Raw genomic sequence first — 17,251 nt, forward strand, 5'->3', positions numbered from 1 at the left:
GGGCTCGTCCTGCAGCGCGGGTTCGACGACGGCTGCTGGCCGTCGTCGAACCCGCGCTGCAGGACGAGCCCTCTCCGCCGCGCGCCGCCCGCGTCTCCGCGCTCGGCCTCACCGACACGCGCGCGGAGGGGCGGCTGTGCGAGACGCTCGAGGACGAGGGCGTGCCGCTCGCGACGGCCGAGGAGCGGGGGTCGACGGCGGTCGCCGTCGTCCTCGTCCCCGGCGCGGCGGCCGCCGTGCAGTTCGCCCCGATGCTGCGCGCCGACCACCCGCACCTGCCCGTCGCGGTCGAGCCCGCGCGCATCACCGTGGGGCCGCTCGTGATCCCCGGGGTCACGCCGTGTCTGAGCTGCCGGGACGCCGAGGACACCGCTCGCGATCCGGCCTGGCCGCTCCTGCACGGTCAGCTCGTCGGCCGCGACCCCGGACGCCTCACGCTCGCCAGGGTGGCCGCCGCCGGGGCCGTCGCCGCGCATCTCCTGCGCGCGGCCGATCCGGCGCGCATCGCCAGGGTCAGCGCGGACGGCGGGATCGCGTGGCGTTCGGTGCGGTTTCGCGCAGAATGCCTGTGCCGCGCGCCGTCGTGCCCATCTCCGCCAGGAACCGCGACGGCGCCCGCTCGCCGCGCCCCGCCGTCCGTGCCCACGACAGCTCCAGCGTGCGCGCAGCCCGCGTGACCCCGACGTAGGCCAGACGCCGTTCCTCATCGACGGCCTCGAACGTCGTGGCGTAGGAGATGGGCAGAGACCCCTCCGCCCATCCGGCCAGGTACACGTGCGGCCACTCCAGGCCCTTCGCGGCATGCAGCGTCGACAGCGTCACCGTCCGCATCGTCGGCTCGTGCTGATCCTTCGCGCGGGCCATGAGCTCGTCGCTGAAGGACCGCAGAGTCGTCTCCGGCCCCGCCTCCTCCGCGAGACGGAGGATGGCACGCCGCGCCTCCCACCCGTCGCGCTGGGCTCCCCCGGCCGCCGGAGGCTCCTCGGTGAGTCCCAGCTCGCGCAGCACCCGTCGCACCCCGGGCAGGAATCCGTGCTCTGTCGGCGCCACCGCCGCCGCACGGAGCGCGAGGATCGCCTGGCGCACCTCCGGCATGGCGAAGAACCGCGTGCCGCCGAGCACCGAGGTGGCGATGCCCTCGGCGGCGAGCGCCTGCTGGAGCACCGCGGACTGCGCATGGGCGCGATACAGCACGGCGATCTCCGCCGGGGACGCGCCCCCGGCGATCCGTGCCGCGACGCCGGCGGCGATGCCCGCGGCCTCCTCGGCCTCCGTGTCGTACGCGGTGACCGTCGGTGGCTCCGCCGTGAACTGCTCCCGGGCCGGGACCAGCTCCAGCGCGCCGGGCCTGCCGTGCATCAAGGCGTTCGCCGCCGTCAGGATGGGGGCCTGGGACCGGTAGTTCGTCTCGAGACGGATGACGGTCGCGTCGGGGTGCCGCCGCTCGAACTCGAGCAGGAAGCGCTGCTCCGCCCCGGCGAACGAGTAGATCGTCTGGCTGGCGTCGCCGACCACGCAGATGTCGTGCCGATCGCCCAGCCAGAGCTCCAGGAGCCGGTTCTGGAGCGGCGACACGTCCTGGAACTCGTCGACGGTGAAGTGCCGGTACTGCTCGTGGACGGCGGCCGCGACCCGGGGCTCGGTCTCCAGCATCCCCGCGCAGGCGAGCAGCACGTCCTCGAAGTCGAGTTGATGACGCTCGTCCTTGAGCGCCTCATAGCCGCGCATCAGCTCCACGAGCTGCGTGGGGTCGATCCCGCTGATCGGGCGACCGAGCTCCGCGTACCGGTCGATCGAGATCATCGAGACCTTCCGCCACTCGATCTCCGCGGCGATGTCGCGCAGGGTCGCCGTACTCGGACGCAGGCGGATGGCATCGGCGGCCTGGCCCAGCAGGCGCACCTTGTTGTCGATGATCGACGGCGCGGGCGCACCGGCCAGGGTGGGCCAGAAGAAGTTGAGCTGTGCGAGGGCCGCCGCGTGGAAGGTGCGGGCGGCCACGCCCTCGACGCCGAGCGCACGGAGGCGTCCGCGGAGCTCGCCGGCGGCCTTCGCGGTGAACGTGACCGCCATCACGCGCGACGGCGAGTAGGCACCCGTGTCCACCCCGTGCGCGATGCGATGCGTGATGACCCTGGTCTTGCCCGTCCCGGCCCCCGCGAGCACCGCCACCGGGCCCCGCAGGACCGAGGCCGCCGCTCGCTGCCGCTCGTCGAGGGCATCGAGTGCGCTCACGGGCGCTCCTCGAACCAGTCGACGATGAGGGCCCGCGCGATCGAGGCCGGCCCCGGGAGTCCGACCGGACCGTTCCCCGCGAGCGCGGAGCCGATCTCCGTCCGCGTGAACCACCGGACGTCGATGATCTCCTCGCCGTCCGGGCGCGCCGCCGCGTCGTCCTCGACGACCGCCCGGAAGCCGACCATGAGCGACCGCGGGAACGGCCACGGCTGCGAGGAGACGTAGCGGAGGGCCGACAGCCGCACGCCGGACTCCTCCTCGATCTCCCGGTGCACGGTGGCTTCGAGGGACTCGCCCGCCTCGGTGAATCCCGCGAAGCAGGAGTACATGCGTCCGCCCCAGTTGGCGTTGGCGCCGAGCAGCAGCCGCTCGCCGTCCGCGCTCTCGACGGCGACGATCACGGCGGGATCGGTCCGCGGGAAGTGCTCGCGCCCGCACACCAGGCACCGTCGAGACCAGCCCGCGTTGCGCAGCTCCGTCCCTCCGCCGCAGGTGGGGCAGAACGGGGCGTCGCGGAGCCAGCCGGCCAGGGCGACGGCGGCGACCAGGACCTCGGACTCCCCCGCGTCCAGGCGCCCGCCGAGGTCGCGGAGCCCGAGCCAGATCTCGTCGGGCGCGGTGTCGAGGGCATCGGTCTCCGGCGGCAGCGCGGCGAGCAGGAGCGCCGCGCCGTCGGCATCCCGGCCGAGCAGCGCCCATGTCCCGTCCGCGACCTCGTCCGGCGAGACGCGCAGCAGCGCGGAGGCCGCCACGCGCACACGTCCCTCCCGGACGACGACGACGCGCGAGCCCGCGTCGTCGCGCAGACGCTCGAGCACGCCCTCCTCCTCGCGGAGTTCGGCGGCGCGGTCGAAGAACGGGCGCGGAATGCTCATCGACTCCCCCTTTCACGGGCGTGGCGGAGGCGGGACCGCCCCTGAGCCGACCTACCCTGGGGGCATGGGACGCTCTCCATTCACTCTAGCCGCGGCGGTGACGGCCGCACTTCCCGGCGCGGAGGTCACGGGCACCCGGGCGCTCACCGCGGACGGCGACGGGCGCTTCGACTCCGCCGTCGCCTCGCTCGCCGACGGCCGGGAACTCGCGATCCGCGTGGCTGACGACGATGACGCGGCGCGGGAGCTGGCGGCGGAGGCCCTGGCGCTGCGCGCCCTCACCGACGGTGCGCGTGCCATGCTGCCGTTCCGCGCCCCCGGCTACATCGGCGAGACCAGGGTGGGCGAAGGGCGTGCGCTCGTGACCGAGCTGCTCCCCGGCTTCCAGATCGAGGCGTCGATGGTGCCCGCCGGACGCGGCGCGGCGGAATCCATGGGAGCCGCGATCGCCGCCGTGCACGGGCTGCCGACGTCGGTCGTCCGCGGCGCCGGGCTCGTGATGCGCAGCGCCGAGGAGAGCCGCGCCGAGCTGGAGCGGCTCGTCGACACCGCGGCCGCCACCGGACGCGTCCCTGCCCGCCTCACCGTGCGATGGCGGGACGCCGTCGCCGACGACGACCTCTGGCGCTTCGAGTCGACCGTCGTGCTCGGCGGCGTGCAGGCGACGTCCTTCCTCTTCGACGACCACCCCGAGCGCGGCCCCGAGGTCACCGGCGTGATCGGCTGGCACGGTCTCGCGGTCGGCGATCCGGCACTCGATCTCTCCTGGCTGTCCGCGGCTCCCGACGCGGCGGCCGACGTGCACGGCGCCTACGCCCGTGCCATGGACCGCACTCCCGATGCCGGGCTCGAGGTCCGCGCGCGTCTGCTCGCCGAGCTGGAGTTCGCGCGCTGGCTCGTCCACGGCGACGCGCTGCGGCGCGAGGACATCGTGGAGGACGCTGCGGCGCTGCTCGAGGCTCTCGCCGACGGCCTCCGCCATGACGACCTCGGCGTGCCCGGCGACCGACGTTCGGACGTGGACTCCGCCATGGACGCGCTCGACCGCGTGCCGGTGGCGGCCGCCCCCGAGGTGGACACCTCGATGCAGACCGACGCCTACAACCCCGAAGAACTCTGGGCGGCGGAGGCGGACGACGCCGACCGCGACGCCCCGGCGGCGGCGTCGACGGACGCGGAGAAGCCCGCGGATGCACCGTCGCAGCCGGACGCGGAACGCCGCGCCGCGGTGGCGAGCATCGAGACCGAAGACATCTCCGGCGTCGCCCAGGCGTTCGCCGAGACGCGCGGGAGCGGACGAGCTGAGCACTCCGCCCCCTCGTCCTCCCCCGCAGCCGACGACGACTCCGAGGAGGCTCAGCGCGCGGCGCGGGCAGCGCTCCAGCGCTGGAAGAGCTCCTCCTCCGAGTAGACGCGATCCCCGCGGATGACGAGGTCGTCGGCCACGTAGTACAGCGCCACGTCGATCTCCTCCAGCGGGACACCGAACCGTCGGTGGTACGCGAGCCGATAGAGGGCGAGCTGCAGCATGCGCTCCTCGCGCTCCTGCGGCGTCCGCGGCGCGCGCCCGGTCTTCCAGTCCACGATCTCGATCCGTCCGCCGCGGTCGGCGCGTCGGTACACCGCATCGAGCTTGCAGATCACGATGTGCGCGTCCGCGGCGCCGGCACCCGTCCCCGGAAGGCCGGCGCCCAGCGCGAAGTCGATCTCGATCTCCACGGCGAGGGGCTGCAGCGGCCCCCACTCGCTCCGCTCGAAGGTCTCCTGCAGCGCCGCGAGGTCGGCGGCATCCGCCGCTGCCCCTGACCCCGGAGCGCCCGGCACGCTTTCGCCCTCCGGCTCGTCCTCGTCGATCTCCCAGAGCGCCTCATCGACCCGGGTCCCGACGCCGACGAGCTCGGAGCGCTGCTCCACCCACGCGTGGAACAGGGTCCCCAGACGGGTCTGGCGGTACGGACGCTCCGGCATCGGACGCACGAGCGAGGACAGGGTGCCGGTGTAATCCGTGACGTAGTCCTTGAACCGGGAGGCGGGAACGCGGGTGGGAGCCTCGGCGTCCGTTCCGCGCTGGCGGGCCGCCCGCTCATCGAGGAGCCGGCGCAGCTCCTCCGTCGGAACGGCGGCGTCGTCGTGCAGGGCCTCCTCGACGAGCGCGGCCGCGGCGGTCACCACGGCACGCCTCCCGCCGAGGGGATCGAGCGGCCAGTGGAGCGTGGCCCCGGGACCGTCGTACGGGTTCTCGTCGGGATCGACCGGCGGGACCTCGTCGAGGCCGAGGACGTCGATGGCCTCGAGGAGGTACGGGCTCGGTGTGCGCGGCGCCTTCTGGCCCGCCCAGTGGGCTCCGCTGAGCAGAAGATCGCTCTTGGCGCGGGTGATCGCCACGTAGGCGAGGCGACGCTCCTCCTGGCGCTGATACTCCCGGTAGGCGTCCTTGAAGCGCTTGAGCGCGCCACCGTGCGGATTCGCCTTCGTCACACCGCCCGACAGCGACGCCTGGGCGCGCTTCTGCCGCATGCCGGGGTCGGTCTCCCCCGCCATCGCCTCCTCCGGATCCCAGACGAAGCGCGGGAGCGCATCGCGGTCTCCGCGCAGCGCGAAGGGAACGACGCCGAAGCCGAACCAGCCGGAGGTGTCGGACACGCGTCCCGGCAGCTCGTCGACCACGAGGCGCACGACGGCGACCGCGTCCCACTCCAAGCCCTTCGACCCGTGGATCGTGAGGAGCTGCACGACGCCGGGCTCCGGCGGCTCCGGGCGCGGCATCAGCTCGTCGGTGCTCTCGGCCTTGTCGAGCCAGGCCAGCAGACTGCCGATCGTGCCGCGCTCGTCGGCGGCGAGGAACGCGCGCACCTCGTCGGCGAACGCCCGCAGCTGGGTCGCTGCGACGCGCGCGGGACCTCGGGTCTCGTTGGCGGCGAGCTCGATGTCCAGCCGCAGCTCCAGCTCGATGAGCCGGATGAGCTCCGGGATGGGCTGGGACGACGCGCGACGCAGACGCTCCAGCATCTCCCCTGCCGCGCGGATCCGGGCGCGTCCCTCCGGCGTGATCCCCTCCAGCAGGCGGTAGTCGTCCCGGACCGCGCGCACGATGTCGACCGCGTCCACGATGGAGACGGCCTCGTCGGCACCGCGGGAGGAGCGGAGCCGCACCCTGACCTCCTCGGGCAGCGGCATGAGGGCGGTGTCGCGCTCCGCGAGTGCGCGCCCCAGCTCGTAGAGCGCCGCCATGTCCGCCACCCCGACGCCGAAGCGCGGGCCGGTGAGGAGCCGGATCAGCGCCGAGCCCGCCGTCGGATCGTGCACCACCCGCAGCGTCGAGACCACATCGACGACCTCGGGCGTGGCGAGCAGGCCGCCCAGGCCGAGGATGCGGTGCGGGATGCCCCGCGCGGCGAGCGCGCCGGCGAAGGTCTGCATGTGGCGCTTGGACCGGAACAGGATGGCGCCGGTGTGCGGGGAGGCCGAGGTCGCCTCGTGGGCGGCGCGGCGTTCGGCGAACCAGGCCGCGACCTCGGCGGCCTCGTCGTCGACGGTGAAGGGATAGCGCACGGCGACCGTGCCCTCCCCCGCGCCCGGCCGCGGCTCCAGCGGCGGCACATCGAGTCCGCGGCGCTGCAGAGGCTCGAGCACCCGGTTGGCGACGTCGAGGATCCTCCGGTCGTTGCGCCAGCTCGTCATGAGGCTGTAGGTGCGCACGCCGCCTGCACTCGAGAACGACCGGGGGAACGCATACAGGTTGTCGGCGCTGGCCCCGCGCCAGCCGTAGATCGACTGGTGCGGATCGCCGACGGCCATGACGGCCGTGTCGCGGAACAGCTCCGCGAGGAAGCGCGTCTGGATCACGGAGGTGTCCTGATACTCGTCGAGCAGCACCACGCGGTGCTGCTCGCGCAGCTCGGCGCGGACGTCCGGCGCGGACTCGACGATGTCGTACGCGCCGGAGACCTGGTCGGCGAAGTCGAGCACGCCGCGGCGATCCTTCTCGGCGATGTAGTCCCGCACGAGGCGGGTCAGGGTCGGGAGGGTACGCAGGTTGACCGCCGCCTTCTCGACGTCGGCGTGGGAGCGGTAGGGCTCGAACGCCGCGGCCTGCGCCGCGGCGAGGCGCTCCGCCTCCGCGAGGTCGACGCGGTGGTCGAGGGCCTCGCCGGCGAGCCGCTGCACGGCGTCGATGACCGTCCCCAGGGCGTAGTCGACCTCCTCCAGTTCCGGCAGGTCGCTGCGGAGCACGACCTCCCGCGCCAGCATCCAGGAGGCCGCTTGGCTCAGCATCGCCACATCCGGATCCCGGCCGATGCGGGCGGCGTGCTCGCGGACGATGCCGTCCGCGAAGGCGTTGTAGGTGGACACGCGCGGGCGGATGAGGAGGTCGTCGGCGGTGCGGACCGCCGGCTCTCCGCCCGTGCCGTGCTGCCGGGCGAGGTCGTCGAGGACCTGCGCGCGGACGAGCTCCCGCTGGCGCCCCGGCGCGGCGTCCGCCACCCGGCGCAGCGCTCCTCCGGCGACGATCTCCGGGAGGTGCGGGAGCAGACCCCGCCGCCCGTACTCGTCGACGACGGCGAGGCGGGCGCCGATGCGCTCCGCCAGCTCCCCCGCCGCCTTGCGCGTGAACGTGAGTCCGAGGACCTCGTCCCGGCGGACGAGCCCGTTCGCGACGAGCCAGACGACCCGGGCCGACATGGTCTCCGTCTTGCCGCTGCCGGCTCCGGCGACGACGAGGGCGGGCTCGAGCGGGGCCTCGATCACCTGCTGCTGGGCGGGCGTCGGGGTCGGGAGTCCGAGCGCGGCGGCGATATCGGTCGCCGAGAGCACGGCGTCCGCGGGTCCTGCGGTCATGCGCTCACCGCCGGGACGGTGTGGATGCGGCACGGATGCACCCGGCGCTGGGTGTCGGCGCAGTGCGCCTCGACCTGAGCCGTGAAGCGCGCCGCCGACATTCCGCGGGCGACCTCCGCGACCCGGCGCAGGAACTGCGATCGGGCCTCGGCGTCCAAAGCATGCTGATGCGCGACGCGGTAGTCGCTCTTGGCCAGCGTCTTCGAGACGATGACGAGCCGCGCGCCCCCGAGCGAGCCCGGCGCGGCACCGGGCACGAGGCCCTCCTGCACCGCGATCTGATACGCCGCGAGCTGGGCGTGCTGGACGACGCCGCCGTCCGACTCCGGATCGGTCTTCCCGGTCTTGAGGTCGACGACCACCGTGGTCACCTCCGGCCCGCCGGCCATCGTCTGCCAGCCGCGGCCGCGCGCCGGGCCGTGTTCGCCGGCACCGGGCGGGTACGCCTCGACCCGGTCGATGTAGCCGTGCACGATGGCACGGTGCCCGCGGTCCTCTCCCACCGGGTGCACCGTGGGCTCGGCGGTCGCACCGGACACGTCGACGGCGAACCGGAACTCCACCTCGCTGCCGAGGACGCGCCCGCCGTCTCTCCTCACCTCGCCGAGGTAGCTGTGCAGCCGGTCGACGAACAGGTCGGCGCGGCGGCGCTCCTTGCGTCCGATCCACGCCGTCTCGAAGTCGAGTTCCGGCCAGTGCTCCTCGACGATCTCCCGCATGCGCGCGAGATCGCCGTCCGGTACGCGCTCCATCGCCTCGTGGACGATCGTGCCGATACCGGCCGTCGGCGGCATGACCGTATCGCCCCCGAGGGCCGAGACGACCCAGTTGAGCCCGCACTCCTCATACGACTCCACGGCCGAGGGCGACACCCGTGCGCCGTTCGCGGCGAGATCGCGGAGCGGTGCCGCGGTCGACGGCGCCGTCACTCCGTACCAGTCGTGCGGATGCGCACCGGGCACCCCCTCCCTGGCCAGGACGGCGAGCTGGGCGGCGGCCTCGCGCCGCGCCTGCTCGGCGGGGGCCGTGGTGAGCACGCGACGGTGCCGCGCGACGAGCCCGCGCAGCGTGAGGGGGTGTTCCGCCGAGGCATGGCGCTCCGGCGGCTCCGGCGGCGGCAGGAATCCGAAGAACGCGCTGGGCGACAGGTCGTCGTCGTCCACGGCGGTGATGAGCAGTCGATGGCGCGCCCGAGAGAGCGCCCGCACGAACAGGCGCAGCTCGTCGTGCAGAGCGGCGCGACGCCGGTCGAGCACGCCGGGCACCTCCGCCGGCAGGCCAGAGCGCGCCGCGATCAGCGCGTCGGCGAGCCGCCAGGTCTGGAGCAGCCCGCCCCGCAGCCGCACGTTGGGCCACACGCCGTCCTGCACCCCGGCGACGACCACGGCGTCGAACTCCGTGCCGAGCGCTGTGGCCGGCGTGAGCAGCGTCACCGTGCCCGGCCGCTCGGGCGACGACAGCGTGTCCTCGGGCACCTCGCTGTCGAGGATGTCGCGCACGAAGACCTCGGGACGCTCGTTCGGGGTGCGCTCGACGAAGCGCTTGGCCGCGTCGAAGAGGGCCACGAGGGCGTCGAGCGACCGCGCCGTCTCGGCGCCGGTGGGCAGCAGCGAGATCTCCCGCCATGCGACGTGCAGCCGCCGCCCGTCGACGGCCCTGGCCTGCTCCCAGATGCGCCACAGGAGGTCGTGGATCGTCTCGCCCTCCGCCGCCGCACGGGCGACGCCGGCGACCGTCTCGGCGAAGCGCTCGGCGGTCCGCGACTCCGGCGCATCGATGAGCGTGAGGGTGGCCGGCGCCGACATCGCCGCGCGCAGCAGCTCGCGCGCCGGGGTCGACCCGCCCTGCCCGAGCTCGAGGTGGCGGAGCCGCGCGCGCAGCCGCCGCAGCGCGATCGCATCCATGCCGCCGAACGGTGTGCGCAGCGCCTCCTCCCAGGCCTGCACCGTGCGCTCGTCGTCCGGGGTCAGCGCGAGCCGGACGATGCCGACGATGTCGCGCACGATCCCCTCGCTGCCGAGCGGGCGCTGCACACCGGCGGCCCTCGTCGGGATCTCGCGCGCGGCGAGCTCGGTCTCGAGGGCTGTGACCTGACGGGTGTCATGGGCGATGACCGCCATCCGCTCCCACGGGATCCCGGCGCGGAGATGCCAGTCGCGCATGACCCCGGCGATGCGGTCGAACTCCTCGTAGGGCGACGGGGCGAGGAAGGTCGACACCTCGGCTTCGTCGTCCTCCGCCGCGGGCGCCGGCGCCCGCCGGTGCTCGACCCGTCCTGACGCCCCGATCGCCTGCGTCACCGTGCGCGTCAGCGCGGTCAGCAGGGGGCGCTGCCGGTGCGCGCCGTCGAGCACGTGCACGGTGCCGAGCGCGCCGGTGAGCTGCGCGAACAGCTCGGGACTGGCACCGCGGAAGGCACCGGAGGAGATGTCGGGATCGCCGAACGCCTGCACCGCGACGCCCCGCTCCCGGAGCGCGCGCACCACGCCGATCCCGCCGCGCGTGAGCTCCTGGGCGTCGTCGATGAGCACCACCCGCAGGGGTGCGAGCGGCCCGAGGGTGGCGCCGTCGGCGGTGCGGAGGATCCCCGCCGCCTCGCTGAGGAGGTCGGCGGTGTCACGGTGCGCGGCCCGCAGGGCGTCGAGCACCGCGCGGTACTCCTCCACGAAGTCGGCGGCCGCTGTCCACACCGCGTCGCCCGTGGCGCGCAGCTCCGCCGGGCTCGCCCCCAGCTCCGTGCATTCCGCGAGGAAGGCGCGCAGCTCGGAGCGGAAGCCCTTCGAGGCGCGGACCGGCTCGCTGAGCGCCGGAGGCCAGGAGATGCGGGCGTCCTCGGCATCTCCGGCCAGCAGTTCGGCGATGATGCGATCCTGGTCGGCGCCGGTGAGCAGCGCCGGCGGCTCGGCGCCTTCGCGGACCATCGCCCCGCGGACCAGCTGGAACGCGAACGACCCGAGCGAGCGTGCCAGTGGCCCTGGCGTCGCCTGGCCGATGCGCACGCCGATCCGGTCGCGCAGCGCGGTGGCCGCCTGCCGGCTCGGGGTGAGCGCCAGCACCTCCTCCGGACGCAGCCCCTCGACCTCGAGGAGCTGCACGACCCGGTCGACGAGCGTACGCGTCTTACCCGTGCCGGGGGCGCCGATCACGACGCCGGACGCGGTCGGCCGCGCCGTGATCACAGCTCGCTGCGCGGCATCCGACATCATCCCTCCACGCTATCGGGAGGCGCGGACATCGGCGTCGAGGGCGGGTCTCCTCACGGGTTGTGCGCTCAGGGCGAAACGGCCCGCGTCACCGGTCTCCGCCGCCGGCTGCGCGATAGAGTTGGGCGAGTCCGACGACCTGCAAGGAGCACCCGTGGAAATCCGCATCGGCATCATCAACACCGGCCGCGAGCTGAGCTTCGACACCGCTGCCACGGCGGACGAGGTCCGCACCCAGGTCTCCGCGGCACTCGAGCAGAGCGCCTCGCACCTGAGCTTCGCCGATGTGAAGGGCAACTCCTACATCGTGCCGACCGCGAACCTCGCCTACATCGAGCTGGGCACCGAGGAGTCGCGTCGCGTGGGCTTCGTCGCCTGACCCGCGCATGTACATCCTCCTCGCCCTCGTCGGTGCCTGCGTGCTGGGGATCGCCGCGCACTTCCTAATCGGCGGTCGCGAGCTGCGCGGCGTCGCCCTCGCCCCGGCGATCGCGACGGCCGTCTCGGCGATCGTCTACACGAGCCTGCAATGGGCCGGCGTGGGCGAGGACAGCGTCTGGCTGTGGCTCGCGAGCATCCTCGGCGCGGTGGTGGTCGCGGCCCTGGCGACCGGGGCACTCACCGCGGCACGTCGACGCGGTGACGCGCAGACGAAGGCCGCGCTCGGGATCTGAGCTACGACGCGAGTCCCATCGCATCCATGCGGCGGGCGTGCGCTCCCATGAGCTCGGTGTACACCGGCTCGATCCGGGCCTCCTCCACGGCGAGGAGCTCCGGCCGCAGGGCCGCACGGCAGACGAGGATCGTGTCCCCCACGAGGCGCCGTGCCCACATGGACAGCAGCGAGCGCCACTCCTCGTCGCTCTCGATCGTCTCCTGGATGATCGCGACGATCTCGTGGCGCGCATCATCCTCGCGCAGGATCTCGGCGACCCGCCGCCCCGTCTCGCCGTAGCTCGAGGCGAGCGCGAGGTAGAAGTCGTCGAGCATGCCCGCCGTGATGTAGACCGCGAGCAGGGTCTCGCGCGGGCGCGCCCCGATGGTCTTGCGCCGGAACGCATCCAGGTGCTCGCGGAACGGGAGCATGAGCTGCGTCGGGTCCTGGCCGCGCGCCGCGATGATGTCGACGATGCCACGGTGCTTGGTGAGCGCGGCACCGGCGGCCCGGGACAGCGACTCCTTCTCGGCCAGCTCGGGAGTCGCGCGGATGAGCCGCGTCAGCGTCTCGAAGTACCCGAGCTGGAGGTAGGCCGCCTGGCCGAGGAACCGGTCGAGCTCGGGCGCCAGCTCCGCGAAGTCGACACGCGTCGCATCGCTCTGCTCGCCGCGGCTGCGCAGCGCCAGGGTGCGTCGCGGCGCGGCATCGCGCTGCCAGAACCACTTAACCACGAGGTGTTCCTCCCGAGTCGGCCACGTCGTTCACAATACTCGGGCGACGGCGTCCTCCCTGTCCGGAGCCACCCCTCCGGTAGGCTGGGCGTGTCCCCGCCGTCGGAGCGGGGCCCCGCGCCTGTGGCACACGAGACGGCGTGGCTCCGTTTACGAGGCGATCGCGAGGTCGCCGGACAGGCATCTGAACACAGTGACAAGTTTCGCCGAACTCGGCATCGACCAGGACATCGTCGACGCACTGGCAGCGAAGGGCATCGTCGATGCCTTCCCGATCCAGGAGCAGACCATCCCCCTCGGCCTCCCCGGCCAGGACATCATCGGGCAGGCCAAGACCGGTACCGGCAAGACCTTCGGCTTCGGCATCCCGGTCGTGCAGCGACTCGGGACGGACCCGGAGCCGGGCGTCAAGGCCCTCATCGTCGTCCCCACCCGCGAGCTGGCGGTGCAGGTCTACGAGGACATCGACCTCCTCACGAGCAACCGCTCCACGAGCGTCGTCGCCATCTACGGCGGCAAGGCCTACGAGGGGCAGATCGACCAGCTCAAGGCCGGCGCGCAGATCGTCGTCGGCACGCCGGGTCGTCTCATCGACCTCGCCGGCCAGCGCCTGCTCGATCTCTCGAACGCGACCGAGGTCGTGCTCGACGAGGCCGACAAGATGCTCGACCTCGGCTTCCTCGCCGACATCGAGAAGATCTTCCAGAAGGTGCCGGCGGTGCGGCACACCCAGCTGTTCTCCGCGACCATGCCCGGCCCGATCGTCGCGCTCGCGCGGCGGTTCATGACCAACCCCATCCACATCCGCGCGAACGATCCGGACGAGGGTCTGACGCAGGCGAACATCAAGCACCTCGTCTACCGCGCGCACTCGCTCGACAAGGACGAGGTCATCGCGCGCATCCTGCAGGCCGAGGGGCGCGGCAAGACCGTGATCTTCACGCGGACCAAGCGCGCGGCCCAGCGCCTCGTCGACGAGCTCACCGACCGCGGCTTCAACGTGGGCGGCGTGCACGGCGACATGGGCCAGGACCAGCGCGAGCGCTCCATGGCCGCGTTCAAGGCCGGCAAGAAGGACGTGCTCGTGGCGACGGATGTGGCCGCGCGCGGTATCGACGTGGATGACGTCACGCACGTCATCAACCACACGATCCCCGACGAGGAGAAGACCTACCTGCACCGCGCGGGACGCACCGGCCGCGCGGGGAAGACCGGCATCGCCGTCACGTTCGTCGACTGGGAGGACCTGCACAAGTGGGCCCTCATCAACCGCGCCCTCGAGTTCGGCCAGCCCGAGCCCATCGAGACCTACTCCTCGAGCCCGCACCTCTACACCGACCTCGACATCCCCGAGGGGACGAAGGGCCGGCTCGTGAGCGCGCCGAAGAAGGAGGCGGTCAAGACCGAGCGCTCCCGTCGCCCGGAGCGCGCTGCCGACGCCGCCGCCGAAGGGACCGGGGAGGGCGGCACGCGCCGCCGTCGCCGCCGCCGGACGGGTTCCACGCCCGTCGGCTCGACCTTCGCCGAAGGGGCGACCGAGGGCGGGTCCGCCGAGGGCTCGACCGCGCAGACCGCCGACCGGGGCGCCGAGGGCGCCGGCACGCACGACGGCGCCGGCAAGGAGCACCACGACGGCAAGCCCGCTCCCGCGCGTCGCCGCCGCCGTCGTCGCGGCGGCTCCGGCAGCGGAGCGGCACCCGTCACGGGCGCCTGATCCGCATCATCGTCGTCCGAGGGGCGCCGCACGGTCTTCCGTGCGGCGCCCCTCGTTCTGCAGGAGCGCAGCCGGGACCTGCGGCGGGTAGACCCAGGCGACGAGCACGACCGAGATGATCATCAGCAGGAACCAGGAACTGAGCTTGCTCAGCGACACCGGCTGCCATCCCTCCGCCTGGTCCGGGTAGGCCCAGGCGCCCGCCCACGTGCCGATGTTCTCGGCGAGGTAGATGAACACCGCGACGCCGGCGAACACGACCAGGAGCGGAAGGCGGATGGTGCGGCGCCACACGCGCGCGTGCAGGATCGTGGGCAGCCAGAGCACGACCACGGCGGCGAGGAGCACCCACCGCGCGTCCCACCACCAGTGGTGGGTGAAGAAGTTGATGTAGATCGCCGCCGCCAGCACGGCCGTCATCCACCGCCGCGGATAGCGGGTGAACCCGAGGTCGAACAGCCGGTACACCCGCACCATGTACGAGCCGACCGCCGCATACATGAAGCCGCTGAACAGCGGGACGCCGCCGATGCGCAGGATGCCGTCCGCGGCGTACGCCCAGGAGCCGACGTCGGTCTTGAACAGCTCCATCGCGGTCCCCGTGATGTGGAAGAGCACGATCACCCAGAGCTCCCGTCCGCTCTCCAGCCGGAACACGAGCATCGCCACCTGGATCAGGACGGCCGCGATCGTCAGGGCGTCGTTGCGGGCGAGCGCCGCGTCGTCGGGATACCAGAGGCGGGCCGCGATGATCACCACCAGGAGCGCCGCGCCGAACACGCACGCCCACGCCTGCTTGAGCACGAACACGACGAACTCGGCGAGTCCGGCGCGGAAGCCCGTCGTCGGCACCGCGCGGAGGAGACGGCGGGCGGCCGCATCGACGCGGCGCTCCAGGGAGGTGGCACGTTGCATGCCTCGGACCGTAGCGGTCGGGGTCGACAGAACGCCGGGAGACCGCCGACAGTCCGCCGGGCTCAGGGACGCCGCGGTGGGGTACCCGTGGCCCGGTCGATGATGCGGGCCACCATGTCCTCCGTGGTGGTGTTCTCCCCCGGCACGTTGGGCTTGCCCGTGCCGTGGTAGTCGCTGGACCCGGTGACGATGAGGTCGTGCCGTTCCGCCAGCTCGCGAAGGAGCCGCTTGCCGGCGGCCGTGTTCTCTCGATGGTCCACCTCGAACCCGGCCAGCCCGGCGTCGAGCAGCCGCTCGATGTACGGCATCGGCATCATCCGATCGCGGCCCGCCGTCACGGGATGCGCGATGATCGCCACGCCTCCCGCCTCGGTGAGCAGTCTCACGGCGGTCAGCGGGTCCGGCGCGTAGTGGGGCTCGTAGTAGCCCTCCCGCGGGTGCAGGATGCCGTCGAAGGCCTCCCCCCGATCGCGCACGATGCCGCGGGCCACCAGGGCATCGGCGATGTGGGGACGGCCGACCGTCGCGTCGAGCGTCGTCTGGGCGAGGACGTCGTCCCAGTGCAGGTCGTAGTCGCGGCCGATGTTGCGGACGATGCGCTCCGCGCGCCCGATCCGGTCGTTCCGGATCCGGTCGGTCTCGGCCCGCAGCGCCGCATCCTCCGGATCGAAGAGGTAGCCGAGCACGTGCACGCTGCGCCATTCGTGCTTGGCGGAGAGCTCCATGCCCGGGAGGAAGGTCATGCCCAGGGCGGCGGCGGCGTCGCCGGCCTCCGCCCAGCCGGTGGTGCGGTCGTGATCCGTGAGCGCCGCGGTCCGCACCCCGTGCCGATGCGCCTGTCTCATGACCTCGGCGGGCGCCTCGGTGCCGTCGGAGTGGTTGGAATGCAGGTGCAGGTCGGCGGGACCGGCGGGCGGAACGGGCATCCTCCGAGCGTACCGAGTGCCGACGCGCGTGGCGCGGAATCCCGGACACCGATCGCGGCGACGAGCCGGTCCTGAGGCAGGGACTTCACAGGCGGCGCTTCTAGGCTGGACGGGATGTTTCGACTCCTGGGGATCCTGCTGACCGTCCTGTTCGCGATCGCGACGGCGGTCGTCGTGTGGCCGCAGTTCTTCCGCCTCGAGCAGACCTACCCGTTCGCTCAGCTCGTCGCCGCCCGCGGCCTCGTGCTCGGCGGCTTCCTGGTCATCGCGGTGCTGGCGCTGCTGCTCCTGCTCGCCCGGCCGTTGCGGGGCTTCGCGGCGTCCATCCTGATCGTCGCGCTGCTCGGTGCCGCCGCGACCGGCGTGATCGGGGCGACGCGGGGGTTCGGCGTGGCTGCCCTCCCCGAGCGGACCGACACGAGCCTGCGAGTGCTCACCTGGAACACGGCGGGTGAGGCCGTCTCCGCCGAGCAGATCGCCCGGGAGATCCTGGAGCAGGAAGCCGACGTGGTGGCGCTGCCCGAGACCACCGAGGAGGTCGGCGAGCGGATCGCGCTCATGCTGCGCGAGCAGGGGCATCCCATGTGGGTGCACCACGTGCAGTTCCGCCCGGACGTGGAGGACGGCCCGCAGTCGTGGCAGACCACCGTGCTCGTGGCTCCGGAGCTCGGCGAGTACTCCGTCATCGAGTCGTCGAAGGACGGGAGCAACAACACCGGATCCGTGCCCAGCGCCGTGCTCATGCCCATCGACGGCGATGGCCCCACGATCGTCGCCGTGCATGCCGTCGCGCCGCGCATGGAGGAGATGCAGCAGTGGCAGAGCGACCTGCAGTGGATCGCCGACCAGTGCCCCGCAGGTGACTTCATCCTCGCCGGCGACTTCAATGCGACCGTGGATCATATGGCCTCCCTCGGCATCGACGGCGGCGACATCGGGTACTGCCGCGACGTCGCCTCCCGGACCGGCAACGGGATGTCCGGCACCTGGCCGAGCTCGTTCCCCGCTCTCGCCGGCGCCCCCATCGACCACGTGATGGCGTCGGCCAACTGGCGCCCCACGGGCTCCGCCGTGCTCGACGACGCCGGGGGCAGCGATCATCGCGCCCTCATCGTGCAGCTCGAGCCGGCCGGCTGATCACGCCGGGGGCCT

General features: G+C 73.1%; 12 protein-coding genes. 5 read left to right on the forward strand and 7 right to left on the reverse strand.

The annotated features are described in order from the left end of the window. Positions 1-513: 513 nt before the first annotated feature. Both B7W94_RS11275 and nudC read right to left on the reverse strand, forming a co-directional pair. A complete protein-coding gene (locus B7W94_RS11275; protein WP_062633693.1) occupies positions 514-2,235 on the reverse strand; it encodes an ATP-dependent helicase in 1,722 nt (573 codons plus the stop codon). After that, a complete protein-coding gene (nudC, locus tag B7W94_RS11280) occupies positions 2,232-3,113 on the reverse strand; it encodes an NAD(+) diphosphatase (RefSeq protein WP_085606560.1) in 882 nt (293 codons plus the stop codon). The genes B7W94_RS11275 and nudC overlap by 4 nt, the downstream gene beginning before the upstream one ends. Positions 3,114-3,177: 64 nt before the next feature. Between nudC and B7W94_RS11285 the strand changes: the two genes are divergently transcribed. Next, on the forward strand, positions 3,178-4,524 hold the full coding sequence (locus B7W94_RS11285; protein WP_253247432.1) for a hypothetical protein: 1,347 nt from the start codon (positions 3,178-3,180) through the stop codon (positions 4,522-4,524). Here the strand turns inward: B7W94_RS11285 and B7W94_RS11290 are convergent. Beyond that, positions 4,470-7,952 carry an ATP-dependent DNA helicase gene (locus tag B7W94_RS11290; protein ID WP_085606882.1) on the reverse strand — a complete coding sequence of 1,161 codons (3,483 nt, stop codon included), beginning with the start codon at positions 7,950-7,952 and terminating at the stop codon, positions 4,470-4,472. The genes B7W94_RS11285 and B7W94_RS11290 overlap by 55 nt on opposite strands. Continuing rightward, on the reverse strand, positions 7,949-11,158 hold the full coding sequence (locus B7W94_RS11295; RefSeq protein ID WP_085606564.1) for an ATP-dependent helicase: 3,210 nt from the start codon (positions 11,156-11,158) through the stop codon (positions 7,949-7,951). Before B7W94_RS11295 ends, B7W94_RS11290 begins: the two co-directional genes overlap by 4 nt. Positions 11,159-11,309: 151 nt before the next feature. On the opposite strand from B7W94_RS11295, the gene B7W94_RS11300 reads away from it, so the two are divergent. After that, a complete protein-coding gene (locus B7W94_RS11300; protein WP_025102974.1) occupies positions 11,310-11,534 on the forward strand; it encodes a DUF3107 domain-containing protein in 225 nt (74 codons plus the stop codon). A 7-nt stretch (positions 11,535-11,541) separates the two neighbouring features. Beyond that, on the forward strand, positions 11,542-11,829 hold the full coding sequence (locus B7W94_RS11305; RefSeq protein ID WP_085606565.1) for a hypothetical protein: 288 nt from the start codon (positions 11,542-11,544) through the stop codon (positions 11,827-11,829). A 1-nt stretch (position 11,830) separates the two neighbouring features. Here the strand turns inward: B7W94_RS11305 and B7W94_RS11310 are convergent, their stop codons facing one another. Continuing rightward, on the reverse strand, positions 11,831-12,544 hold the full coding sequence (locus tag B7W94_RS11310) for a ferritin-like fold-containing protein (protein ID WP_060923156.1): 714 nt from the start codon (positions 12,542-12,544) through the stop codon (positions 11,831-11,833). 193 nt (positions 12,545-12,737) lie between these two features. On the opposite strand from B7W94_RS11310, the gene B7W94_RS11315 reads away from it, so the two are divergent. Next, entirely contained in the window at positions 12,738-14,258 is a 1,521-nt protein-coding gene (locus B7W94_RS11315; protein WP_085606567.1) for a DEAD/DEAH box helicase, read from the forward strand. A 6-nt stretch (positions 14,259-14,264) separates the two neighbouring features. Here B7W94_RS11315 and B7W94_RS11320 read toward each other — a convergent pair whose 3' ends face one another. Both B7W94_RS11320 and B7W94_RS11325 read right to left on the reverse strand, forming a co-directional pair. Further along, a complete protein-coding gene (locus B7W94_RS11320; protein ID WP_025102970.1) occupies positions 14,265-15,173 on the reverse strand; it encodes a DUF817 domain-containing protein in 909 nt (302 codons plus the stop codon). A 62-nt stretch (positions 15,174-15,235) separates the two neighbouring features. Next, on the reverse strand, positions 15,236-16,099 hold the full coding sequence (locus B7W94_RS11325; RefSeq protein WP_085606569.1) for a PHP domain-containing protein: 864 nt from the start codon (positions 16,097-16,099) through the stop codon (positions 15,236-15,238). A gap of 114 nt (positions 16,100-16,213) precedes the next feature. Between B7W94_RS11325 and B7W94_RS11330 the strand changes: the two genes are divergently transcribed. Then, entirely contained in the window at positions 16,214-17,236 is a 1,023-nt protein-coding gene (locus B7W94_RS11330) for an endonuclease/exonuclease/phosphatase family protein (protein WP_025102968.1), read from the forward strand. Positions 17,237-17,251 lie beyond the last annotated feature (15 nt).

It is taken from the genome of Microbacterium sp. LEMMJ01 (genome assembly GCF_002114135.1).
Classification (GTDB): Bacteria; Actinomycetota; Actinomycetes; order Actinomycetales; family Microbacteriaceae; genus Microbacterium.